The organism is Thermocrinis minervae (assembly GCF_900142435.1).
GTDB classification, from domain to species: Bacteria; Aquificota; Aquificia; order Aquificales; family Aquificaceae; genus Thermocrinis_A; species Thermocrinis_A minervae.
The window spans coordinates 468,502-491,570 of the sequence record NZ_LT670846.1 but is presented as its reverse complement, the minus strand read 5'-3'; the positions used below and the strand labels follow the sequence as shown (position 1 = coordinate 491,570).

Genomic DNA, 23,069 nt, shown 5'->3' with positions numbered 1-23,069 from the left:
TTTCACCTCCTTTTACGGGTTTTTCTAGTGGAATATTATATTAACATTCCTCATACTTGTCAAGAGGTTTCTTTAGTCAAGTAGGCTAAAAGTTATTTTATAGCATTACTGTAAAACTGTAGCCTAGGTAGGTTAAAAACTTGACAAAACTATACTAAAGTTTTATCATATTAAGCTATGGCGTCTGGTAAGAAGGACTATTATGAAATACTGGGTGTGAGCAGGAACGCAACCCAGGAGGAGATAAAAAAGGCATACCGGCGTTTGGCAAGACAGTACCACCCAGACTTTAACAAAGATCCTGAAGCACAGGAAAAATTTAAAGAGATAAACGAAGCTTACCAAGTCCTTTCTGATCCAGAAAAGAGAAGACTATATGACCAATACGGTCATGCAGCCTTCAGTGGTACTCAAGAGCAGTACACATCTACTGTCGAAGATATAGAAAGTATCTTTGAAGATATACTGAGAGGTTTTGGCTTTGAAGACATACTTAGCAGAGCAACAGGAAGGAGGAAACAGACAAAAAGACCAGTTAAAGGTGAAGACATATACTTACAGGTAAACATAAGCTTTGAAGAAGCTTACAAGGGTACCTCTGTAAAGGTAAGCTACACAAGGTATGTAAGCTGTGATGTATGCAAAGGCCTTGGATACGATCCGAACAAAGGAGAAAGGGTATGTCCTACATGTGGTGGAAGGGGAGAAGTTTATCAAAGACAGTTCTTTATAACCATAAGTCAGACGTGTCCCACATGTGGTGGTGAGGGAGTCATTAGAGAAATCTGTTCCAAATGTGGTGGCAGAGGAGTAATACCTGTAAAAGAGGAAAAAACCCTTAAAATACCCCCGGGTGTAGACAACGGCTCGAAGATACTCTTTGAAGGTTTGGGTCATGCTGGTAAATACGGTGGACCTTATGGAGATCTTTACCTTGTTGTAAACGTACAACCCCATCCAATTTTTGAAAGGAGAGGGGACAACCTCTATGTGGATGTAAACATAAAGCTCACGGAGGCTGTGCTTGGTACTACAGTAGAAGTACCAACACCAAGCGGAGAAACTCTAAAGGTAGAAATACCACCAGGAATCAAGGAAGGTGGTACAGTGAGAGTTCCGGGTAAAGGTATGCCAAAGTTACGCGGTTCTGGTTATGGTGATCTCATAGTACGAGTGCATATAGATATACCCAAGATAAGCTTTCTTAGCAAGATATTCGGAGATGGTTCAAAGATAGAAAAGCTCTTGAAAGAGTTAGACAAACTTCTCCCAGAACCAGAACGTATCTTGAGGAGGGATAACTCATGAAGAAGAAAAAGGTCTACTTCACCATAGGAAGCGTGGCTGAGATGTTTAACATACATCCACAAACTCTAAGGCTTTACGAAAGGGAAGGACTCATAAAACCTCAAAGGACGGCAGGAGGTACCAGAAGGTACACGGAAGAAGACATAAAGAGGATTGAGATAATAGTGACCCTTACGAGGGAGTTTGGAGTTAATCTTGCAGGTGTTGACATAATACTGCGCATGAAGGAACAAATAGAAGAACTAGAAAGTCAGATAGAAAAGCTTTTGACCTTCATAAAGGAAGAGCTAAAGAAGGGGAAAGAGGATGAAAAGTCCCTTGCCGTCCTTGAAGTTAAAAAGGTGGCAAAGTTATGGGATATAATTAAGGAGTATGAAGATAAAAGAAACAGATCTACCTGGAGTAGGTAAAAAGTACAGTATAGAGTTAAAAAACAAAAGATCCTTAGTGTTAGTTATATACCATACGGGCAAGAGAGAGCTGTTCATCATGGAGGAAGAGGAACCTTTATGCTTTTTTGAACTTACAGACGAAGAAGCTAAGGAGCTTGGTTTTTTGATAGCAGGTGCCCTTTACGAACCTGTAAGAACTGAAAGAATGGAAATGATCCTCAAACAGATGGTCATGGAGTGGATAAGAGTAGGTAAAAACTCTAATCTCGTGGGGAAGACAATCGCTGAGCTTCAGATAAGAAGCAAAACAGGAGCTTCTGTGATAGCCATATCAAGAGATGACCAGTTCATACCTACACCAGATCCTTACAAGGAAATAATAAAAGAAGGTGATCTTCTCATTGTTGTAGGTACAAGACAACAGATAAACAACTTCCTAGAACTTTGCGGACACTGTGAAATCTGATGCTATCGGACTTATTCTACGTAGGTATCATACTGTTATCCCTCTTCTTTTTTCCATTACTGCTTAGATACCTCAAGGTTCCCACGATACTTTCCTTTATGTTCCTAGGTTTACTCGCCAAACTATTTATGACGGATATACCAAAGGAGCTTTCCTTTTTTGAAAGAATAGCCATAGCTGTACTCTTTTTCTTTATAGGCCTTGAGTACTCTTTTGAGAAATTAAAAGAGAATCTGAAAAAGATCCTTTTACCAGGACTACTAGATTTTGGTCTGAACTTCATACCAATATTCCTTATATCTTACGGCTTTACTAGGAACCTAATTCTTTCTGTAGCATTAGCCTCTGCTCTGTACCCCACTAGTACTGCTATAACCTCTAAGCTTCTCATGGACTATATGAGACTCGCCAACCCAGAAATAGATCTTCTCTTAGGAATACTAATCTTTGAGGACGTAGTGAGTATAACACTTCTGTCTGCTATCATACCACTTTCCGCAGGAGATGAAATAAACCCTATTAGGCTAGGTTGGTTTATACTACTCATGGCCCTTATAACGATAAGCTTTTACATTCTAGATTACTTTCTTTCACATAAGCTGATAAAACTCTACGATGTATTGGCTGAAGATAATCTTTTGATCTTCTTATTCCTGGGAACTATAAGTCTTACTGTCTACATTGCCCACAGTTTTAACCTATCTGAAGCTTTAGTTGCCTTTCTACTTGGAGTCATAGTATCGACAGAATCTAGACTATATGAACGTATAGAGAGATACATGGTTGATATAAGGGAGCTCTCCATAGGCATATTTTTCTTCTCCTTTACCCACAAAATTGAGTTAAAAGCGTACGACAATATCCTTCTTTATGTGCTACTCGTCTTTGCAATGGTTTTCTTCAAGATACTATCTACGTACCTGGCAAGCCTGTACTACGGTCTTAGTAGAAGGGCTTCCCTCAGGGCTAGTCTATCTTTTGTTCAGAGGGGTGAGTTTTCTGTAATTTTTGCTTCTGTGTACCCCCCCATGCAGGCCATAGTAGTTCCACTGGTCATGCTTAGCATTTTCCTTGGAATACTTCTCTTTGCGAAAGCCCCTTACGTAGCGGAAAGGTTTTTCCCACGGAGGATATCCTCAAGAGTTCCTCCTCCACCTCCTTAACCTTTTCCTCCACAGAGTCCTCCTCCGACACACAGATAGGATTTCCCACGAAGATCCTACCCTTAGTAAAGGGTAGGGGGATTAAAAATCTGTCCCATGTGTTTAGCAGGATGAACCTGTCAAAATCGGCGTAGGCGGGCAGTATACATGCTTTCGTCTTCTGAGCCAGAAAGACTACGCCCTCTTTAACCTCAAAGGCTGGACCCTTCGGTCCGTCCACGGTTATAGCCACGTTGTTGCCTTCTTTTACAGCTTGTATGAGTTTGAGCAGTGCCACTCTTCCACCTTTGTGAGTCTTCCCTTCCTCGGAAGAACCCCTTACCACCTTGTAACCCAGCTTTTCCAGTATGTAAGATGCCACGTCTCCATCCCTAAAGCGGCTAACCATGGTGTATATTCCCCTGTCCATACCAAACAGAGCTATGCCTAAGGCATTCCCGTGCCATATGGCATAGATCTTTCCCCTATCCCTCTCAAAGTCGTACCTTCTTTCCCACCTTATGGTCCTACCTAAAAGTCTCACAAGAAAGGCAAGCAGTGGCAGGCTTAACCTTATCACAAACCAAAGAAGTTTTTTCTTCATCAGAGTTATCATTTTACTCCGTGGAGTCCATAGAGGAACTGAAGGTTCACTACAGGTGGACGGCCGAAGATGAAGAAAACCTAAGGAAGGTCTCTAAGTACTTTGAAGAGCATGCTGAAGAGTTTATGGATGAGTTCTACAGGTACTTGGAAAACTTCCCAGACACCAGCAAATACCTTCCCAGCCAGGAAGTGAGAAAGAGACACAGGGAAAAGGTAAAAGACTGGTTTATAAGCCTCTTTAGTTCAAGGTACGATGCGAGCTACCTTAGAAGGCTCTACCGTATAGGAGAAACCCACGTGAAGATAGGGTTGCCTCCCCATTACGTCAACGCTTCTATGAACTTTGTCAGGGAGTATATAGGCAAAAAGCTTACCGAGCTATATGGGTGTTCGGAAGAAAGGGACAGGATACTCTCGTCCGTAAACAAAGCCTTGGACTTAAACCTAGACGTGATGGTAAGCTCCTTCAGGGAAGAGGAACTAAAACTTTACTTGGGTAGCGGAAAGTACACCAGGGTAGTCATAGAGACCTTGAGGAGGATCTCCTGGTTCTTTGATGCCTTCATAGTGCTCAGCCTTACAGTTGTAGGTATGTTCTTGATATACTGGGTGGTCTATGAGATCCTTCTTGCTTTTTCAGGAACGTACACTTTGGAAAAGCTTGGCATAAGTATACTAGGCTCTCTGCTTGTACTGTACGCCGTATCGGAGCTCCTGTACGAGGAGATAAAACACATAAGGGGAGGAAGTATAAGCATAAGCGTCTTTGTGGGAGTTGCCCTCGCGGCCATAATAAGGAAGATCCTTATAGTGTCTTTAACTCCCGAAAAGGTGTACGAGCTGATTACTTTAGGTTTTGTTGTACTGGCCCTTGGCCTTGTGTACCTCATAGTGCGTAAGGTAGAGACAAAAACATGAACTACCTTAGAGACATCTTCTCAAGGGACTATCTGTATCATGCGGGTGCACTCACCTACAACTTTCTCATGGTTATGAGTTCTTTGATCTTCTTGCTGCTAACTTTAGCTTCTTATCTACCTTTTTTGGACTACGAGAGAGTTCAAACATTAATCCTTGAGCTGTCTCCAAAATATGCAGACCGAATTCTAAAAGAACTATCTAAGATATACAAAAACAGACATTATATTTCCATACTGTCTGTAATCATAGCCTTTTATTATTCAGTAGGCTTTTCTAAAAGCCTATACTCAGCCTTCTGCTACATTATTGGTACTGATAAAAAACATAAAATGTGGGACTTTTGGATAAAAACAGCTGTTTTTATAGTTTTATTATCCTTTTTTATCTTTACCGCCTTTTCCATTACACATTTGATACACCACTCGGAGATACTTCCCTACTTATCCTTGTTTATGGTTTACCTTCTCCTTTACAGGATATTCTTCCCCAATAAGCCTAGTTATAAAAATCTTGCGATTGTAAGCCTACTGCTGGCGGGTGTAAGCTTTTTAGTAAACAAGCTCTTCTCCGCTTTCATGGTAAAGCTTATAAAGTTGAATCCCCTTTACGGCACTTTTGGCTCCGCCCTCGTGTTCTTAGTGTTAGTGTACTACTCTTTTGTACTCATCTTATTCTTCGGCCATGTGCTGTACCTATTGGATCAGAAAGAAAAGGAGACCTGATACCAAAAAACCAGCTGCAAGATCATCTGCTATGACCCCATGAGCTCCGGGAAACCTTTCAAAGAGGTTTATAGGGAAGGGCTTTAGCACGTCAAAGATCCTAAAAAGGACAAAGGCTAAAACCATGCTCCTCAAAGACGGTTCAACGAAGGTAAAACAGGCTAAATATCCTAAGATTTCGTCCACTACTACCTCTTCGGGGTCCTTTTCTCTTGTTCTATTTAGCATATCCTGAACGCTCGTGTAGGCTATGGGGTAAAAGAGTACTATAAACACCAGTAGAAGGTATGTCTTGTAGCCAAATAAGTACGCTAAAGGGGTGCCCAAGAGGGTACCAAGGGTACCAGGTGCATACCCAAGTTTTCCTATACCAAAACCTGTAGCTATAAGCTCCTTGAACACTTAGGTTATTTTAAACTATATGCATGCTAGACCCATCTCAAAAGAAAGCTGTAGAACACTACGGCAAACCCTTGCTTCTGGTAGCGGGTGCAGGTTCAGGAAAGACAAGAACTTTAGTACACAAGATAGAGCATCTTATAAGTGTGAGGGGTCTAAACCCTAGTAGGATACTTGTGGTCACCTTTACGAGGAAGGCTGCCAACGAGATAAGGGAGAGGATTCTAAAGACTGTGGGGGCAAGCTTGGAATGGGTGGAGACCTTCCATTCCTTCGGGCTTAAGGTTATAAAGCAGGACCATAAACTCCTTGGGATTTCAAAGGACTTTACACTCCTTGAGGATGACGACAGGGATAATCTTCTCAAGAAGATACTAAGGTTTAAAGGAAGCGATGAGGTATCCCTAGAAAGGTTAAAGAGCTACATCTCTAAGAAAAGAGAAGACTTGATTGAGGAGACAGACCCGTTACTAGAAGAGCTATACATGGAGTACGAAAAACTGCTTATATCTCAAAATCTTCTTGACTTTAGTAGCATTCTCTACCTAACGCTAAAAGCCTTTAGAGAAAACCCAAGATGGCGTGAGAGCTTTGACTTCATACTGGTGGACGAGTTTCAGGACACAAACACAGTACAGTACGAGATGCTAAAGTCTATAGCCAAGGATAAGATATGCGTGGTGGGTGACCCGAACCAGTGTATATACGAGTGGAGGTACGCAAGACCTGACAACATTCTCAGGTTTGTGGAAGACTTTAGACCAGACGTGATAAAGCTTGAATACAACTACAGATCTCAAGCATACATCATAAGGATAGCCAACGCTATCCTTTCAGCTTCTAAAGCAGCTTGGAAAGATCTGGTACCTGTGCTAAAACCCACAAGAAGCGAAAGTCACAGACCTGTGGTAAGGAGGTTTTTAAAAGAAGAAGAAGAGGCCAAATGGATATCACAAGAGATAAAAAAACTAAGAGCATATTATCCATACGAACAGATGGCCATACTTGTAAGGGTAACCTACGTAACAGATTACATAGAGAAGGCCCTCTTCCAAGAGGGAATACCCTACAGGGTGGTGGGTGCTGTAAAGTTCTTTGAAAGAGCTGAGATAAAGGATGCTCTAAGCTTTTTAAGATTTCTGGCAAACCCAAAGGACTCTCTCTCTTTCGAGAGGTTGCTTAAGGTTTCAAGACTAAAGCTAACGCAGAGGCAGATGGACCTTATCCTAGGTATGTCAGGTAACAACCTTCTTGAAAAGTCTTTGATGGCCCTCAAGCACTTGCCACAAGAAAAAGCCATAGGCTTACACAACCTCCTTAAGACTCTCTCAAAGCATCGTGGAGATAACTACCACCAAACCTTAGAGGCTATACTCCAAGAAGTAGGCTTTGAAACATACCTAGAGGAGAACTACACAAACTTTACAGAGAGGCTGGAAAACATCAAAGAGCTTATGAGGTTCTTGAAAGAAAGATGGGAAAGAGGCATATCTCTAGAGGACCTTTTGGCTGAAGTAGACCTCCTTGCAGATGTAGACGATAAGGGAAGAGGAGTTAGCATAATGACAGTACATTCAAGCAAGGGACTTGAGTTCCCTGTAGTGTTTCTACCAAGGCTAGAAGAAGGAATCTTTCCGCACGAGAAGGCTCTTGAGGATGAAAGACAGTTGGAAGAAGAAAGAAGACTCTTCTACGTTGCTATAACCAGGGCAAAAGATATGCTCTACCTGACTTACACGAGAGGTTCAAACAGAAAACCTAGCTCCTTCCTGTCCGACATACCCAAGGATCTTCTAGACCTTTCTGCCTTTAAGAGGAAAACTTCCTACATGCCAGAGCTAAGATCCGTAAAAACCTTAAAAGAAGGACAGCTTGTAAAACACAAAGAATTTGGATTAGGAAGGATAATAAGCCTGCAAGAAGAGAAAGCTCGTGTAGACTTTGGAAGCTTTGTAAAGACCATCTACCTCGGCTTTTTGGAGCCTGTGGAATGAGGTACCATTTGAGAAAGCTTATACATGTAGGAAGGTTAATGTTCCAAGAAGGGCTTGTGGACGCGAGGGCTGGAAATCTATCAGTCAAGGTATGCAACGGAATGCTTATAAGCAGAAGGGGTTCTCACCTGGGGAACCTTGGTGAAGAAGACTTCGTGTTTGTTAGTTTTGAGGGTGGTGTCCTATGGGAAAGGGCTTCTTCTGAGCTTTTGGTTCATAGGGCTGTGTACCTTCATACAGAGAAGAGCGCTGTAGTACATGCCCATCCTATTCATACAGTAGCCTTATCTCTAAAGGTGGACGTAATAAGACCTGTAGACTCGGAAGGTATGGACCTGCTGTGTGAGGTACGCGTGATAGGACCTTACAAACCTGGAAGCGAGGAGCTGGCTCAAGCTGTAGCAGAAGCACTCAAGGATAGCCACATTGTGGTAGTCAGGGGTCATGGTGTTTTTTCGGCGGACAGGGACCCCTTTTATGCTTACAGTCATATATCTGTCCTTGAGCATTCCTGTAAAATACTTATGCTATGAAGTATAAGGGGTGTAACATACCTGAGGATCTTTACTACGATATAGAAAACCAGGTCTGGTATAGGATAGAACCAGATGGAACCGTAACAGTCGGTGCTACAGATGTAGGCCAGACGAGGGCAGGTAGAATGGTAAACGTCAGGATAAAGCAGGCTGGTAGGCATGTGCCCAAGGGCAAGCCCTATGCGAGCTTGGAGAGTGGCAAGTGGACGGGTCCAGTACCGGCTGTCATAGAGGGTACAGTCGTAGAAAGAAACGAAGAGCTCTTTGACACTCCTGACCTTATAAACGATGATCCATATGGGAGAGGATGGATAGTGAGAATAAAGCCGGACAACCTAGAAAGGGATATAAAGGACCTAGTTACAGGGCAGGAGGCCATCCAAAAGATGAAGGAGTACATAGACAGAGAAGGAGTGGAGTGTAAGGGAGATCAGTAGCAACCAAACTTTTCCCTAAGCTTCTTTCCTACGTATGGATGAACTAGGTTTTCCAGATTTCCACAGTACGAGGCTATGTCCTTTACTATGCTAGAGCTTATATGTATGTACTCCTGAGAAGGCATCATAAAAACCGTTTCTACTCCCATTAGTCTATGGTTGTTCATAGCTATAAGAAGCTCGTACTCAAAGTCTGTAAAGAGTCTTACGCCTCTCACTATCACCCATATATTCTTCTGCTTCATGAAATCTACAAGCAGACATTCAAAACCCTCCACACTGACCCTTTCCATTCCTTCAACCATCTTTTGAAACATGTCTACCCTCTCCTCAAGGGTGAAGAGGGTCTTCTTCTGAGGATTCTTAGCGACAGCCACTAGGACTTCATCAAAGAGTCTTAGGCTTCTCTTTACTATGTCCAGGTGGCCAAGGTGTGGTGGGTCAAAAGTACCCGGGTAGACTACCCTAACCATCTTCCTTCCTCCACAGAGATAGGACCGTATCACCGTACGTTTTCATCTTATCTGCACCGAAGTTCAACTTTTTTGAGTGTTCTAGTACAAATATTCCTCCATTTTTGAGCTTTTTTAATGCCAGATGTATTAATTTATCGTAACTTTCAAAGGAATAAGGTGGGTCTGCAAAGATGATGTCGTAGTAGGACTCAGAGGTTTCTAAGAATCTAATGGCATCCATACAGACCACCTGTCCACAGGAAAGATGTTTTATTTTTTCTGCTAAAGTCCGGTTTTTTTCCACAAAAGTTACCTTTGCTCCCCTTTTACATGCCTCCAGGCCCACCTGTCCAGTACCGGCAAAAAGATCCAGGAAGCTTAAGCCTTCTATGTCTCCTAGCATGTTGAAGAGTGCTCCTTTTACCAGGGAAGAAGTGGGACGAAGTTTTTGTTTTCCTCTTGAGTTTTTCATAAAAGCTATTATAATTTAGTATTCTGTGTTTTAGGAGGTGTATCATGCTAAAACTTGTGAAGGAGGAGAGAAGATGGCAAAGACCCTCGGACTGCATATCTTAGCGGACCTGTACGGTGTCAACCCGGAGCTTATAGACCGGGTTGAAGACGTGAGGCACCTGCTTGAGACCGCCGTCAAGGTGGCCGGCCTGACCAAGATATCTTCCCACTACTACCAGTTCCAACCCCATGGGGCCACCGGTGTAGTCCTGCTGGCCGAGTCTCACATATCCATCCACACGTGGCCCGAGCACGGACTTGCCACAGTGGATGTCTATACATGTGGGGATCCGGCCAAGGCTTACAAGGCCATGGACTACATCATCTCTACCCTTGAACCCACAAGGGTAGACAAGCAGGTGCACGAGCGAGGTTATGTAGAAGAAGGTATGCAGTCTGAGGAGTTTCGAAGTACACTGCTTAAAGTCTAAAAAAATGGGGGGGCGCAAGCCCCCATCTTATAAATCAGTTATATATCAAAGTAGAGTTCAAACTCTTTGGGGTGAGGGATAAACCTTATTTGGTCTATCTCCTTCCTCTTGTAGCTTATCCAGGTTTCTATAAGTTCTTCAGTGAAGACTCCACCTTTGAGGAGGAACTCGTAGTCGTTCTCTAAGGCTTTCAGGGCTTCTTCAAGAGAACCAGGTAGCTGTGGTATGTCTTTGAGTTCTTCAGGTGGTAGGGAGTAGATGTCTTTGTCAAGAGGTTCTCCTGGATGTATTTTGTTTTCTATTCCGTCTATGGCAGCCATAAGTATTGCTGCGAAAGCGAGGTATGGGTTGCACGTGGGGTCTGGAAATCTTATCTCTATCCTCTTTGCCTTTGGAGACTGGGAGTACATAGGTATTCTTATGGCGGCGGATCTGTTCCTTGCAGAGTAGGCAAGTCTTACAGGTGCCTCAAAGCCAGGAACCAGCCTGTGGTAGGAGTTGATAGTTGGGTTTGTGAAAGCTGTAAGCGCAGGACCATGCTTGAGTATACCACCTATGGCGTAGAGGCACAGTTCAGATACTCCAGCGTACTCAGAACCGGCAAAGAGGTTCTTTCCATCCTTCCATATGGAGAAGTGAGTATGCATACCTGAACCGTTATCGTCAGGGAGTACCTTGGGCATGAAGGTGGCATACTTACCATACTTGTAAGCAACCATACGTACCACGTACTTGTATACAAAGAGCTTATCCGCTTGGTTTAAGAGGGAGTCATACCTTATGTCTATCTCTCCTTGACCTGCTGTTGCTACCTCATGGTGATGAAGCTCTACGATTATACCGAGCTGAGACATTATAGAAACCATTTCGTTCCTTAGGTCGCTCATTTTATCCAACGGTGGTACTGGGAAGTATCCTCTCTTGTTGGGTATTTTGTAACCAGATGAGGCTATCTCTCTGTTCCACCATCCCTCTTCAGAGTCTACCCGCCAGAAAGCGTAGTTGGAGCCTGTACCAAACTCTACAGAGTCAAATATAAAAAACTCAGCCTCCGGACCAAAGTAGGCGGTATCTCCTATCCCCGTTTGCCTTAGGTACTGCTCTGCTTTCTGGGCTACGTACCTTGTGTCTCTCCCGTACCTTTCCCTGGTTACGGGATCATAAATATCGCATATCATTACCAGGGTTTTAGGTTCCATAAAGGGGTCTATGAAGGCTGTAGAGGGGTCTGGAATGGCTATCATGTCAGACTCGTGTATGGACTGCCAGCCCCTCACAGAAGACCCGTCAAAGCCTCTTCCCCCTTCGAAGGTCTCAAGGGAGATCTCGTAGGCTGGTATGGTAAGGTGCTGCCACTGACCCAAAAGGTCAGAGAACCTAAGGTCCACAAACTGAACGCCCTCCTGTTCTATGAGGGTTAGTACTTCTTCTGGTGTGCGTTTGTGCATCTTTAAACCTCCTTTATAAAGATTTTTTAGATTGCTTGTTCACCTCTTTCTCCTGTCCTTATCCTTATTACATCTTCTACAGGTATTATGAAAATCTTCCCATCCCCCACTCTGCCCGTTTGAGCTGTCTTTATTATCGTCTCTACCACCTTTTCCACATCTTCATCCTTTACCACCACCTCAATTTTTACCTTGGGCAGGAAATCTATCACGTATTCTGTGCCTCTGTATATCTCCGTATGTCCTTTCTGCTGTCCAAAACCTCTGACTTCCGTTACTGTCATACCACCTATGCCTATCTCTACGAGAGCATCCTTTACCTCATCCAGTTTGAAAGGCTTTATTATGGCTTCCACCTTCTTCATAGTTTACCTCCTCCTACAAGTTTTGGAACATGATGCCAGAGTGGCACAAGTCCCCATTTACAGATTATATGCTTTCTCACCATGCTGGCTCTCATCAAGTCCTTCCATTTCATTTTCAACATCAACCCTAAGACCTAGAAGCGCTTTTACGATCATAAAGATTATAAGGGTAGTAATCGCTACATACACTATAGTCACGGCAACTGCTAGAAGCTGGATCAAGAGTTGTTTGGGATTACCGTAAAGCAGGCCCTTTCCTGCCTCGTTTATGGAAGGATCCGCGAATATGCCAGTAAGTATTGCACCGAGTATTCCTGCAATACCGTGAATTCCAAAGGCATCAAGTGCATCATCATAGCCAAGCTTTGGTTTGAGTACTGCCACCGAAAAGAAAGAAACTATACCTGCCAGGAGTCCTATGATGACAGCACCTAGAACGTTTACAAAACCTGCTGCTGGAGTTATGGCGACAAGTCCAGCAACTGCTCCTGATGCAAGGCCAAGAACAGTTGGTTTTTTGAAGAGCAACCATTCGGTAGTCATCCATGCAATCGCTGCGATTGCTGCGGCAGTGTTGGTGTTTATAAAGGCTACACCTGCAAGTCCGTTTGCAGCCAGAGCAGAGCCCGCATTAAAGCCAAACCATCCGAACCACAGAAGACCCACACCAGTAACCACCATCGTCAGGTTGTTTGGTATAAGAGTCATCTCGCGCCTTTTGCCTAAAATCAATGCCCCAACAAGCGCTGCGATACCAGAATTAATATGAACAACTGTACCGCCTGCAAAATCGAGTGCACCCAAACTTGCTAAGAAGCCTCCACCCCATACCCAGTGTGCAACAGGCAGATAGACAAAAGTCATCCACAGTATTGAAAAGAGCACCCATGCAGAGAACTTCATCCTCTCAATATACGCACCGCTTATAAGGGCGACGGTGATGGCAGCAAAAGTTAGCTGGTATGCAACGAATATGTATTCTGGGATTGTTTTAGCAGCATCTGCAACACTGTTAACACCAACACCACGGAGGAAAAACTTCGCAGGGCTACCAATGACTCCTCCAATATCAGCTCCAAAGGCAAGCGTATATCCGTAGACAATCCATAGCACGCTTACAATACAGAATGCCACAAAGGACATAGCTATGGTATTGAGAGTATCTTTGCGTTTTGAAAGACCTCCATAAAAGAGAGCTAGCCCCGGAAGGGTCATTAACATAACGAGAGCAGTAGCCGTTATCATCCACGCCGTATCACCCGTGTCAATTTTAGGTGGGGTTTTTTCTTCTGCAAACGCAAGTCCTGTAGATTCCAGAAGTCCAATCAGCATTAACAGATTTAAGGCCTTTGATAGTCTTCCCACGGTTTTAAACCTCCTATTCACGGTTTTCTATCAGTTTGTTTTGCAAACTTGATGCCAAGTGGTCCCCTTCTTCCGATGCACGTTTATTACTCATCTGTGGTAGGTAGACGATGAGTGGCTTGGTAAGTTTGTTAACAAAAGTGTAAATTTGTTAACCTTATTTTGTTGAAAAAAGAAAAAGGGGCCCCTCCCCCAGAGAGGCTTTATCCGTAACTAACTTCTTCTACCTTTGGTTCTATTCTCATTATGGCATCGTCGGGTGTTACATTATCACCGGGCTTGGCGAATATCTTCTTTACCACACCGCTTATGGGTGCGTGTATCTCGTTTTCCATCTTCATTGCTTCTACTATGGCTACCGTTTGACCTTCCTTTACTTCTTGGCCTTCTTCCACAAGGATCCTTACAACCCTACCGGGCATAGGTGGGGTAACGTCCCCGGGTTGTGTTGCCTTTGGTATGCCTCCCTGTGCTGCAGCAGGAGCCTGTGTCTGTACTCCACCCACTGGTATGGCTTCTACTATGGGTGTTAGTTGAACTTCCTCCAGCCTACCATCCACTCTTACGTAGTACTTCCTGGGCTTGCCCGGTTCCTGGTGTGCGCTTACACCTTCTATCTTTACCTTGAACTTCTCTCCGTGGTAGACTATTTCAAACTCTACAGGTGCAGCTCCTGGGACTGTGCCAGGCTTTACCTCTGCTGCCTCTTGGAGCTCCTCTATAGGTTCTGGTACGAGTTCTCCTTTTTCCCTGGCTATGAAGAAGTCTTTTGCCTGCATGGGGAATAGAGCATACAAGAGCACTTCTTCGTCGGTGGGTTCTCTTCCAAGCAAGGCCTTAGTCTCTTCGTAGGCCTTGTCCCAATCGTTGGGGTCTGCCAGGTCTGCGGCCCTAATGGAGAAGTCCGGTTCCTTTCCAGGACCGAGGATCTTCTCGGCGAGCTCTTTGGATATAGGGCCTGGAGGTCTTCCGTACTTTCCTTCCACATAGTCCCTTGTTTCCTTTGTGATGACCTTGTACCTCTCACCTGACAGTACGTTTAGGACTGCTTGCACGCCTACTATCTGAGAGGATGGTGTAAGGAGTGGTGGGTATCCTAGGTCTCTCTCCACGTTGGGAACTTCCTTTAGGACCTCCTCTATCCTATCAAGGGCGTTGGCCTCTATGAGCTGGGCTACCATGTTGGATATCATGCCGCCTGGTATCTTATGTATGAGAACTTTTGCGTTAACTCCAGCGTACTCTGTCTCATACTTCTTGTACTTCTTCTTTATCTGCCTTGCTATCTCTGCACACTCATCTATCTTCTTGAGGTCAAGACCGGTGTCAAAGGGTGTACCTTCTAGCATGGCTACTACAGACTCGGTGGCTGGGTGAGAGGATCCGAAAGCCAACGGCGATAGGACTGTGTCTAGCATGTCCACACCGGCCAGAACTGCCATCATGTGGTTTACTATGGCCGTTCCGCTCATGTCGTGGTTGTGAAGCAGGACGGGAAGCTTTCCACCCGTTGCTTCCTTTATACCCTTTATGATGGCATAGGTCTCAAGGGGCATTATTATTCCAGTGGCATCCTTGAAGGATAGCCAGTCTGCACCCATCTCGGCTATTTCAAGAGCGTACTCTATCCACTTTTGGTATGTGTGTATAGGGCTTCTTGTGTAGCTTATCTCGGCGTGGACTTCTCCACCGAACTCCTTTATGGCCTTGACGGCCGTTTGTATGTTCCTGTTGTCGTTGAGGGCATCAAAGACCCTAAAAACGGTTATACCGTTTGCTATAGCCCTTTCTACGAATTTATACACGAGCTTGTCAGATTTAGGTCTGTAACCTACTATGTTCTGACCTCTGAAAAGCATCTGAAGTTTGGTGTTGGGCATTACTTCCTTTATACGCCTCAACCTTTCCCACGGGTCTTCTTTGAGGTACCTAAGACACACGTCGTAGGTTGCTCCCCCCCACACTTCCACTGCGTAAAAGCCAACCTTGTCCATCTTCTCGCACAAGGGCAGAAGGTCTTCAGTCCTTACCCTGGTTGCCAGCTTACACTGCTGACCGTCCCTCGGGGTGAGGTCCGTGATGAGTATCCTCTTCTTTATACCACCTTCTTGGACCTTTTCAAGCTGCTCCTTTAGATCATCAAGTACATCCGCCATGCTTTTAAACATCCTTAAGACCTCCTTAGTGAATTTTTATAGCCCATGATAGTTGGCTATAGCTGCAGCTATCATAGCTGCAAAGTCCTCTTTGGACTTGACCTCTTCGTATTCAAACAGGTAGGGATGTTCCTCCAGGTACTTGGTGGTAAACCTACCTTTCTTGAAGTCTTCGTCCTGCATTATCCTTATCAGGAGTGGTATTGTGGTCTTTATACCCGTTATCTCATAAGTTTCCAAAGCTGCCCTCATCCTTTCCACGGCCACTTCCCACTGGGGAGCCCAAACTATAAGCTTTGCTATGAGGGAATCGTAGTAGGGGGTTATCTCGTAACCTCTGGAGGCTGCATGCTCTACCCTTATACCAAAACCACCTGGTACGTAGTACCTTTCTATCACACCTATGCTGGGTGCGAAGTTTTTCTTAGGATCCTCGGCGTTTATCCTACACTCTATAGCATAACCGTTAAACTTAATATCCTCTTGCTTGTACCTTAGTGGTTCTCCGGCTGCTATGCGTATCTGCCACTTTACTATGTCTACACCCGTTATCATCTCAGTAACAGGGTGTTCCACCTGGATACGTGTGTTCATCTCTATGAAGTAGATGTTTCCTTTTTCGTCGGCTACGAACTCCATAGTACCCGCGCTGTAATAACCAATCTCCTTGGCTGCATTAGCTACTATCTCGCCGTAGTATGCCCTCTTTCCTGGCGTGAGTATCAGAGATGGGGCTATCTCCACGAGCTTTTGGTTCCTCCTTTGTATGGAGCAATCTCTCTCACCCAGGTGTATTACGTTACCGTACTTGTCTCCAAGAACCTGGAACTCTATGTGCCTCGGGTTTTCTATGTACTTCTCAAGGAGTAGGTCTCCCCTTCCAAAGGCTTTGAGAGCTTCGTTGTAAGCACTCTCGTAGTTCCTTAGGAGCTCTTCTTCGTTCCTGCATATCCTTATACCTCTACCACCACCACCGGCGGATGCTTTTAGTAGTACTGGATAGCCTATCTCCTTTGCTATCTGCTTGGCCTCGACTTCGTCCTTCAGGATTCCGTCGCTTCCTGGTACGGTGGGGACTCCCAACTTCTTCATTATCTCTTTGGACCTTGCCTTATCACCCATGAGCTCTATAACCTTCCAGTGGGGACCGATGAATGTGATACCCTTCTCCTCGCACAGCCTTGCGAAGTGTTCATTTTCAGCCAAGAAGCCATAACCTGGATGTATGGCCTCAGCTCCCACCTCAAGGGCAAGGTCCACTATCCTCTCAGCGTTTAGGTAGGTGTCCAAGGGGTTTACACCTATCATGTAGGCTTCGTCAGCCATCTTTACGTGTCTTGCAGTGGATTCTATCTCGTTGTAGATGGCTACAGTCTTTATACCAAGCTCTTTACAAGCCCTTATTATCCTACATGCTATTTCTCCCCTGTTGGCTATCAGGACCTTCTTAAACATACCAACCTCCTCAGGAGATGAGTTCTATCTTGTACTCTATAGGAGCTACTTTGTTTATCATGTAAGCTATAGAACACGTACCAGGGTTGTATATTGTTTTGTCAAGGGCCTTTTTGACATCTTCCTCTGAAACATGACCCTTTACCTTAACAAACAGATATATCTTGGTAAACACCTTCGGGTAGCCTTCGGTCACCCTCTCTGCATCCGTCTCTATCTCTATGTGTTCCACGTGCTTGCCTTCTTTGTGCAACGCTTCGTACAGATGTATACCTACGCATCCGGCTATGGAATGGAAAAGGAGTTCTGGTGGTCTTATACCTCTTCCCTTTCCACCTACGTAGCCCGCAGCGTCTATTGGTACTTCTCTACCAGCTTCACCTATACCTACAAAGTGAAAGTCTTCCTTCTGAACCACCTTAACCTTCATAGACTACCTCCCTAAGGTTGGACCAATATTATAAAATAAAAAACTGCTAACATCTATCATACCTTTTTAGAATACCGTCGTAGAGGGTGTAAAGGGTAGTATATTTTAGAAATCTGCTAGAGATGTTTGTTGACCTTGTAAAGATCTACGTAAAAGCTGGTGATGGTGGTGATGGAGCTATAGCCTTTCTAAGGGAGAAGTACAGACCCTTTGGTGGTCCAGCTGGTGGAGACGGTGGTAAAGGAGGGGATGTAGTCCTTGTAGCTACATCAAGGAAGCATACCCTGTACGACTTTGAAATCAAGAGGCATTACATAGCCCAAAGGGGTGAACACGGAAAGGGCAAAAACCAGCACGGGAAAGATGGTGAAGACCTCATCCTGTACGTACCCGTAGGTACTGTAGTAAAAGATGCGCAGACTAACGAAGTTATATGTGAACTTCTCTACGAAGGTCAAAGGTGTATAGTGGCAAGAGGTGGAAGAGGTGGAAGGGGTAACGCACGGTTTGCTACTCCCACAAACCAGGCACCAAGGTATGCGGAGAAGGGACAGAAGGGAGAAGAAAGGTGGATAATCCTAGAGCTTAAACTCATAGCAGACGTTGGCATCATCGGTCTTCCTAACGCCGGAAAGTCTACCCTGCTTTCAAAGCTTACAAGGGCAAGACCAAAGATAGCCGACTATCCCTTCACTACCTTATCTCCCAACCTGGGTGTGATGGAAATTGACGAAGAGAGGAGGCTAGTTTTAGCCGACATACCCGGCCTGATAGAGGGAGCTCATGAGGGTAAAGGTTTAGGTCTTGAGTTCCTAAGGCACATAGAGAGAACCAAAGTGCTTTTACACCTAATAGATGTATCCGATAGTAGGACTATGGATCCTATAGAAGCCTTTAGAGTAGTAAACCAAGAGATGGAAAGCTACTCACAGGAGCTTATGAAAAAACCACAGTTAGTAGTAGGCAACAAGATAGACAGCCTTTCAGATAGGAGCCTCTTGGACCACCTTAAAAAGACCTTTGAGGACATGGGTTACACTTTTCTTGCCATCTCCGCGGTCACCGGGGAGGGTTTGGACAAACTAAAAGAAGAGCTATGGAGGTTGTACCTTGAAGCTGAGGGACGTTGAGCTAGCTATAATGCCTTGGGATTTACCGGATGTGGAGAGTGTGGAAATAGAAGAATCTCCTCAGGTTGTGGATCTTGCTGAAGAACCTAGAGCTTACAAAGGTAAACCTCCTGAAGAACCTATAAAGATAGCCTTTGTTGATGGAGTGCGGAGGACCGAGTACGCAGTCTACCTGGTAGACAGGGAGGGTTCTAGTTATTCGGGAGCTTTTGTTTCTTTGGCTTCTGGTTCCATTCTGCTTGAGCTCAGCAGCATAAACCACGTACGAGATAGCTTGGACTACATCATGGAAAAGTATCTAGTAGTTAACTACCCTGGGAGCTTGCAGGAAGAGGAGGTTTTGGGTTTTAAGGTCAGAAATACAGAGGGGGACGTTTCAAGCTATATCAATTACATACTCAGAGAGGAAATGGAGGTTCAGAGTACCAAAGAGGTGTTAAAGCAGAATCCCGATCTGGTCATATGTGACGGAAGCCTAAGCTATAAACTCAAGAACCTTTCGCATCCTATTGTGGGCTATGTAAAGACCATAAAGAAGTTATTCATACCAAAAGAGCACACGAATCTTATACAGGAGCTTAACGTGGGTGAGAGGACTCCCATAGTCAAGGTTCACTACCAACGAACACACGAAGAGGAGGAAAAGGTAGAAAGGTATACATGGTACGTAAAGCTATCCGAAGGTACAGGTATATCCACCGTAGCCAGGCTTGAAACCTTTAGCACCTTACCACTAGAAGAGGTAGTGCGAATAGCAAACCTTACCACGGGCATACTCTACAGGTTTGCGAGCAAACCTTTCCAAGATGTAAGGTCTCCTCAAAACCTCTTACCCATAGGCAAGCTGGAGAAGTTTTTAAGAAGCCACCTTGGAAACCACACCTTCATAAGGAGGGTTATAGAAAGAGCTTTCCACATGTAAGCTGTTGAAAATGATTTTCGTTTAGGCTATTTTATTAGCCTATGGACATACAGGAACTCAAAAGGAACTTTGAACAGTTCCTAAAACAGAGGGGCTATAAGGTAACCAAAAGCAGGTTGAACCTTGTGGACAAGATAGCAAGCTACGGTTCTCACTTTGAAATAGAACAGTTGGTCCATTACGTGGTAGGTTCCAGCAAAGATGGTGTTTCCAGGTCCACAGTCTACAGGACGGTGAAGCTATTACAAGAGTTCGGGGCCATAAGGGAGGTTATAAAACTCGGCAACAGGACCATATACGAGTTCTCTGCAGGAAAACCTCACCATGAACACCTCGTATGCGTAGAGTGTGGCAAAATAATAGAGTTCTATAAAGACGAGATAGAAGAGCTCCAGGATAAGGTATGCCAAGAGATGGACTTTACACCTCTCCATCACAGGCTTGAGATCTTTGGCATATGTTCAGAATGCAAGTCTAGCCATGAGAATAGAAGATGAACTTCCCCTTAAGGTAACGAGGGACAAGCACATAGCTTCAAAGCCACAAGAGGATTTTCAAAGTATTCTGTCCGAAACCATACAAAGTTTGCCCAACAACCTCACCCTAGAAGATAGGATACGTGTCAAAGTGTCCGAAGTTTCCGCCAAGTACTCCATACCGCCCAACATACTCCTGGCCATGATTAAAAAGGAGAGCAACTTCAACCCAAGTGCTTATAACAGGAACAAGGATGGCACACAGGATATAGGTCTTATGCAGGTAAACTACGAGCACAACAGAAGTCTTATGCAAGAGTACGGTATAAAGGATCCTAAGCAACTTTACGATGTGGAGCTGAACATAGAGCTGGGAGCTCGTATACTCTACGAAAACTACAAAAGGTATAAAAGCTGGCCTCTTGCCATAAAGGCATACAACGGCATAAGCGCAGACAACTGGGATTACGTAAAGTCTGTGCTAGAGCTAGCAAACAAGTTAAGATGGTAAGCCTAGAGTATATTAAAAAGGCTCCAGAAAGCTGCGGAGTTTACCTGTTTAAGAGTAAGGGAAGACCCATTTACATAGGAAAGGCAAAGAACATAAAAAGTAGGCTTCTGCAACACTTTAAAAACTCAGAAACCGACCCTAAGGAAAGGTCCATAGTTACCCACTCGGACAGTATAGAGTGGATAGTGACCAGGAACGAGTACGAGGCTATCACTCTTGAGATAGATTTAATACAGCTATACAAGCCCAAGTACAACGTGATGCATAAGCACGGCTCTGGTTATCCTGTGCTTGTGATTACGCAGGACACGTACCCCACCGTAAAGGTAGTGAGAGGTACTCAACACGAAGGGATAATCTTCGGACCTTTTTTTAGCATGCACAAGGCTTACAAGGTTAAGAAGCTCATCCACAAGCTTTACAAGCTGAGGACATGCGACCCAATGCCACAGAGGAGCGAGCCGTGCATGGACTACCATATAGGTCTCTGCAGTGGACCTTGTTGCGGACTCATCTCCAAACAGGACTACAGACTTATGGTAGACTGCGCCGTGAGTGCTCTATCGGGAGAGGTAGGAGATGTGCTAGACAGACTCTACAACCTCCTTGAAGAAAACATGAAAAACCTAAACTTTGAAAGGTGTGCCCTCATAAGGGATCAGATACTCTCCCTGGAGAGATTGGCCCAGGGTCAAAAGGTCTCCGGTCTAAGCCTAAAGCACGCGGATGTCTTCTACTCTATGGGTAAACTCCTCGGTATCTTCCTGATAAGATCCTCCAAGCTAGTGGACAAGAAGGTCCTCCAACTGGACAGCCAGGAGGAGATTTCCGAAATCCTTCTAGGTTTTTACTACTCTAACCCTGTACCGCCCTATCTGGTAGTGAACTTTCCCCTCGAGGATGAGGTGAAGGAGTGGCTGCAAAGGAGGGGAGCCTTGCAGATAGTCCAGGATATGGAACCTGAACTTAAGGAGTTGATAGAGGACAACATGGGCAGCCATGTAGACATGGAGGTCTTTAAAGAGGAGCTTGCAAGGGTGCTGAAGATCCCACCTCTCTATGTGATAGAAGGCTTTGATGTGTCCAACTTTTACGGTGAGTTTACAGTAGGTTCGTGCGTTGTGTGGGAAGAGGGTCTCTTTAACAAAAAGAGGTACAGAAGGTACAGGATAAGGACCGTGGAAAAGGTTGACGATTATGCTTCCTTGGGGGAGGTACTTACAAGGAGAGCGAGGAGACTAAAAGAGGGTCAGGAGAGGATGCCAGACGCATGGCTCATAGACGGAGGTCTAGGTCAACTCAGCGTGGCCATAAGGGTAAAGGAAAGGTTTTCTTTACCCATAAGGGTGTTTTCTCTAGCAAAGGGAGAAGAGGTACTCTTCTGCGAGGATGGAAGACAGGTGAGGCTAAAGGAGCATCCCGTGCTTTACAGAGTCTTTGGTTACATTAGAGACGAGGCACATAGGTTTGCCATAAGCTACAACAGACATCTAAGAAGGAAGGAATTCATGACGGACATCCTAGACAGGATAAAGGGCATAGGGGAGGTAAAGAAAAAGCTCATATACAGCCATTTTGAAAACCTGTACGAATTTATAAAGGCAAGAGATGAAGAACTCAGGCGCCTTGGCATAGATCCGGCCATAAAGCAAGAGGTGGAAAGGTACATAAGCAATGGGTAGGCACAGGGATGGAAAGGTAAAGGTGGAACACCACCTTCTGGAAGGACTTGAAGAGCTGCTGCTAGAACTATCTAAACTTGACTCTGTAAAGTCCATAATCCCTGGTAGGATAACGAGGCAAAACAAAGGAAGAGGTTCGAAGGGCCTATTCCTAAAGTACCCTACCAGAACAGGCTACAAGATACTGTACAAAAACGGCACATCTGTACAGGAGATCTTTGTAGTGTGCGACGGAAGGTTCAAAGAGGATTTTGAAAGGCTCTTTGGTAAAATCAACTCATGACTACCGTACTCGCTGTGAGAAGGGATGGTATAACGGTTATGGGTTCCGACGGGCAGGTCACCCTGGGCAGCTCTGTAGTCAAACACAAGGCTAGGAAGATAAGAAGGCTTTACAACGGAAAAGTACTTGTGGGCTTCGCAGGCTCGGCAGCCGATGGCCTTGCACTCATGGAAAGGTTAGAAAACAAACTGGAGGAGTTTAGGGGAAATCTCCTCAGAGCGTGTGTAGAGCTTGCAAAGGACTGGAGGACTGATAGGTACCTAAGGCGGCTTGAGGCCTTTATGCTAGTGGCAGACAAGGAAAGCATGTTCTTGCTGTCTGGTAATGGTGACCTCATAGAGCCGGACGAGCCCATTCTAGCCATAGGTTCAGGGGGTGACTATGCTAGGGCTAGTGCACTTGCCCTGTACAGAAATACCAGTATGTCAGCGGAGGAGATAGTAAAAACCTCCCTCCAGATAGCCTCTGAGATATGCATCTACACTAACTCAAGCTTTGTGATAGAAGTCCTCTCCTGAATGCTA

General features: G+C 44.8%; 27 protein-coding genes. 17 read left to right on the top strand and 10 right to left on the bottom strand.

Going from position 1 to position 23,069, the window contains the following annotated elements:
* The first annotated feature begins 177 nt into the window (after nucleotides 1-177).
* The 4 genes from dnaJ to B5444_RS02715 are packed head-to-tail and all read left to right on the top strand — an operon-like array spanning nucleotide 178 to nucleotide 3,329.
* Nucleotides 178-1,308, top strand: a complete 1,131-nt coding sequence (gene dnaJ, locus B5444_RS02730; protein WP_079653715.1) for a molecular chaperone DnaJ — start codon at nucleotides 178-180, stop codon at nucleotides 1,306-1,308.
* Nucleotides 1,305-1,718 (top strand): heat shock protein transcriptional repressor HspR, encoded by a 414-nt coding sequence (locus tag B5444_RS02725; RefSeq protein ID WP_079653714.1) that lies wholly within the window; start codon nucleotides 1,305-1,307, stop codon nucleotides 1,716-1,718. Before dnaJ ends, B5444_RS02725 begins: the two co-directional genes overlap by 4 nt.
* Nucleotides 1,681-2,166 (top strand): cation:proton antiporter regulatory subunit, encoded by a 486-nt coding sequence (locus B5444_RS02720; RefSeq protein ID WP_079653713.1) that lies wholly within the window; start codon nucleotides 1,681-1,683, stop codon nucleotides 2,164-2,166. The genes B5444_RS02725 and B5444_RS02720 overlap by 38 nt, the downstream gene beginning before the upstream one ends.
* On the top strand, nucleotides 2,166-3,329 hold the full coding sequence (locus B5444_RS02715; protein WP_079653712.1) for a cation:proton antiporter: 1,164 nt from the start codon (nucleotides 2,166-2,168) through the stop codon (nucleotides 3,327-3,329). Before B5444_RS02720 ends, B5444_RS02715 begins: the two co-directional genes overlap by 1 nt.
* Here B5444_RS02715 and B5444_RS02710 read toward each other — a convergent pair.
* Complete coding sequence (locus tag B5444_RS02710) at nucleotides 3,226-3,912, bottom strand: lysophospholipid acyltransferase family protein (RefSeq protein ID WP_079654637.1); 687 nt, start codon at nucleotides 3,910-3,912, stop codon at nucleotides 3,226-3,228. The genes B5444_RS02715 and B5444_RS02710 overlap by 104 nt on opposite strands.
* 20 nt (nucleotides 3,913-3,932) lie before the next feature.
* Between B5444_RS02710 and B5444_RS02705 the strand changes: the two genes are divergently transcribed.
* Both B5444_RS02705 and B5444_RS02700 read left to right on the top strand, forming a co-directional pair.
* Nucleotides 3,933-4,832, top strand: a complete 900-nt coding sequence (locus B5444_RS02705) for a protoglobin domain-containing protein (RefSeq protein ID WP_079653711.1) — start codon at nucleotides 3,933-3,935, stop codon at nucleotides 4,830-4,832.
* Nucleotides 4,829-5,557: a YihY/virulence factor BrkB family protein gene (locus B5444_RS02700; protein WP_079653710.1), complete on the top strand. Its 729-nt coding sequence runs from the start codon at nucleotides 4,829-4,831 to the stop codon at nucleotides 5,555-5,557. Before B5444_RS02705 ends, B5444_RS02700 begins: the two co-directional genes overlap by 4 nt.
* On the opposite strand, the gene B5444_RS02695 is transcribed toward B5444_RS02700, so the two are convergent.
* Nucleotides 5,528-5,959, bottom strand: coding sequence for a phosphatidylglycerophosphatase A family protein (locus B5444_RS02695; protein ID WP_079653709.1), 432 nt, complete (start codon nucleotides 5,957-5,959; stop codon nucleotides 5,528-5,530). The genes B5444_RS02700 and B5444_RS02695 overlap by 30 nt on opposite strands.
* A 23-nt stretch (nucleotides 5,960-5,982) precedes the next feature.
* On the opposite strand from B5444_RS02695, the gene B5444_RS02690 reads away from it, so the two are divergent.
* Genes B5444_RS02690 through gcvH form a run of 3 tightly spaced genes read left to right on the top strand, consistent with a single transcriptional unit; the run spans nucleotide 5,983 to nucleotide 8,923 of the window.
* Nucleotides 5,983-7,950: an ATP-dependent helicase gene (locus B5444_RS02690; protein ID WP_079653708.1), complete on the top strand. Its 1,968-nt coding sequence runs from the start codon at nucleotides 5,983-5,985 to the stop codon at nucleotides 7,948-7,950.
* Nucleotides 7,951-7,958: 8 nt separating this feature from the next.
* On the top strand, nucleotides 7,959-8,483 hold the full coding sequence (locus tag B5444_RS02685; protein ID WP_231967149.1) for a class II aldolase/adducin family protein: 525 nt from the start codon (nucleotides 7,959-7,961) through the stop codon (nucleotides 8,481-8,483).
* A complete protein-coding gene (gene gcvH / locus B5444_RS02680) occupies nucleotides 8,480-8,923 on the top strand; it encodes a glycine cleavage system protein H (RefSeq protein ID WP_079653706.1) in 444 nt (147 codons plus the stop codon). Before B5444_RS02685 ends, gcvH begins: the two co-directional genes overlap by 4 nt.
* On the opposite strand, the gene coaD is transcribed toward gcvH, so the two are convergent.
* Both coaD and B5444_RS02670 read right to left on the bottom strand, forming a co-directional pair.
* Nucleotides 8,917-9,396 carry a pantetheine-phosphate adenylyltransferase gene (gene coaD, locus B5444_RS02675; RefSeq protein ID WP_079653705.1) on the bottom strand — a complete coding sequence of 160 codons (480 nt, stop codon included), beginning with the start codon at nucleotides 9,394-9,396 and terminating at the stop codon, nucleotides 8,917-8,919. The two genes, gcvH and coaD, sit on opposite strands and share 7 nt — an antisense overlap.
* Nucleotides 9,389-9,850, bottom strand: coding sequence for an RsmD family RNA methyltransferase (locus B5444_RS02670; RefSeq protein WP_079653704.1), 462 nt, complete (start codon nucleotides 9,848-9,850; stop codon nucleotides 9,389-9,391). Before B5444_RS02670 ends, coaD begins: the two co-directional genes overlap by 8 nt.
* 73 nt (nucleotides 9,851-9,923) lie before the next feature.
* On the opposite strand from B5444_RS02670, the gene speD reads away from it, so the two are divergent.
* Nucleotides 9,924-10,322, top strand: a complete 399-nt coding sequence (speD, locus tag B5444_RS02665; protein WP_079653703.1) for an adenosylmethionine decarboxylase — start codon at nucleotides 9,924-9,926, stop codon at nucleotides 10,320-10,322.
* Nucleotides 10,323-10,360: 38 nt separating this feature from the next.
* Here the strand turns inward: speD and glnA are convergent, their stop codons facing one another.
* The 6 genes from glnA to B5444_RS02635 form a co-directional block, all read right to left on the bottom strand.
* On the bottom strand, nucleotides 10,361-11,770 hold the full coding sequence (gene glnA / locus B5444_RS02660; protein ID WP_079653702.1) for a type I glutamate--ammonia ligase: 1,410 nt from the start codon (nucleotides 11,768-11,770) through the stop codon (nucleotides 10,361-10,363).
* Nucleotides 11,771-11,796: 26 nt separating this feature from the next.
* Nucleotides 11,797-12,135, bottom strand: a complete 339-nt coding sequence (gene glnB / locus B5444_RS02655; RefSeq protein ID WP_079653701.1) for a nitrogen regulator P-II GlnB — start codon at nucleotides 12,133-12,135, stop codon at nucleotides 11,797-11,799.
* 57 nt (nucleotides 12,136-12,192) lie between these two features.
* Nucleotides 12,193-13,467, bottom strand: coding sequence for an ammonium transporter (locus B5444_RS02650; RefSeq protein WP_154021759.1), 1,275 nt, complete (start codon nucleotides 13,465-13,467; stop codon nucleotides 12,193-12,195).
* A gap of 236 nt (nucleotides 13,468-13,703) precedes the next feature.
* A complete protein-coding gene (gene cfiA / locus B5444_RS02645) occupies nucleotides 13,704-15,656 on the bottom strand; it encodes a 2-oxoglutarate carboxylase large subunit (protein WP_079654636.1) in 1,953 nt (650 codons plus the stop codon).
* A 36-nt stretch (nucleotides 15,657-15,692) separates the two neighbouring features.
* Complete coding sequence (accC, locus tag B5444_RS02640; RefSeq protein ID WP_079653699.1) at nucleotides 15,693-17,111, bottom strand: acetyl-CoA carboxylase biotin carboxylase subunit; 1,419 nt, start codon at nucleotides 17,109-17,111, stop codon at nucleotides 15,693-15,695.
* Between the two features lie 10 nt (nucleotides 17,112-17,121).
* A complete protein-coding gene (locus B5444_RS02635) occupies nucleotides 17,122-17,541 on the bottom strand; it encodes an OsmC family protein (protein ID WP_079653698.1) in 420 nt (139 codons plus the stop codon).
* Between the two features lie 122 nt (nucleotides 17,542-17,663).
* Between B5444_RS02635 and obgE the strand changes: the two genes are divergently transcribed.
* From obgE to hslV, 7 genes are read left to right on the top strand one after another with little or no spacing between them, the layout of a single operon-like run.
* Complete coding sequence (obgE, locus tag B5444_RS02630) at nucleotides 17,664-18,671, top strand: GTPase ObgE (protein WP_079653697.1); 1,008 nt, start codon at nucleotides 17,664-17,666, stop codon at nucleotides 18,669-18,671.
* Nucleotides 18,652-19,593: a DNA double-strand break repair nuclease NurA gene (locus B5444_RS02625; protein ID WP_231967148.1), complete on the top strand. Its 942-nt coding sequence runs from the start codon at nucleotides 18,652-18,654 to the stop codon at nucleotides 19,591-19,593. Before obgE ends, B5444_RS02625 begins: the two co-directional genes overlap by 20 nt.
* A 41-nt stretch (nucleotides 19,594-19,634) precedes the next feature.
* Nucleotides 19,635-20,090, top strand: coding sequence for a Fur family transcriptional regulator (locus tag B5444_RS02620; RefSeq protein WP_079653696.1), 456 nt, complete (start codon nucleotides 19,635-19,637; stop codon nucleotides 20,088-20,090).
* The gene (locus B5444_RS02615; protein WP_079653695.1) at nucleotides 20,074-20,580 is read left to right on the top strand and encodes a lytic transglycosylase domain-containing protein; all 507 of its coding nucleotides are present in this window, start codon (nucleotides 20,074-20,076) and stop codon (nucleotides 20,578-20,580) included. The genes B5444_RS02620 and B5444_RS02615 overlap by 17 nt, the downstream gene beginning before the upstream one ends.
* Entirely contained in the window at nucleotides 20,574-22,262 is a 1,689-nt protein-coding gene (gene uvrC / locus B5444_RS02610; protein WP_079653694.1) for an excinuclease ABC subunit UvrC, read from the top strand. Before B5444_RS02615 ends, uvrC begins: the two co-directional genes overlap by 7 nt.
* Nucleotides 22,255-22,545 (top strand): DUF2103 domain-containing protein, encoded by a 291-nt coding sequence (locus tag B5444_RS02605; RefSeq protein ID WP_079653693.1) that lies wholly within the window; start codon nucleotides 22,255-22,257, stop codon nucleotides 22,543-22,545. Before uvrC ends, B5444_RS02605 begins: the two co-directional genes overlap by 8 nt.
* Nucleotides 22,542-23,063, top strand: coding sequence for an ATP-dependent protease subunit HslV (hslV, locus tag B5444_RS02600; RefSeq protein ID WP_079653692.1), 522 nt, complete (start codon nucleotides 22,542-22,544; stop codon nucleotides 23,061-23,063). Before B5444_RS02605 ends, hslV begins: the two co-directional genes overlap by 4 nt.
* Nucleotides 23,064-23,069: the final 6 nt, after the last annotated feature.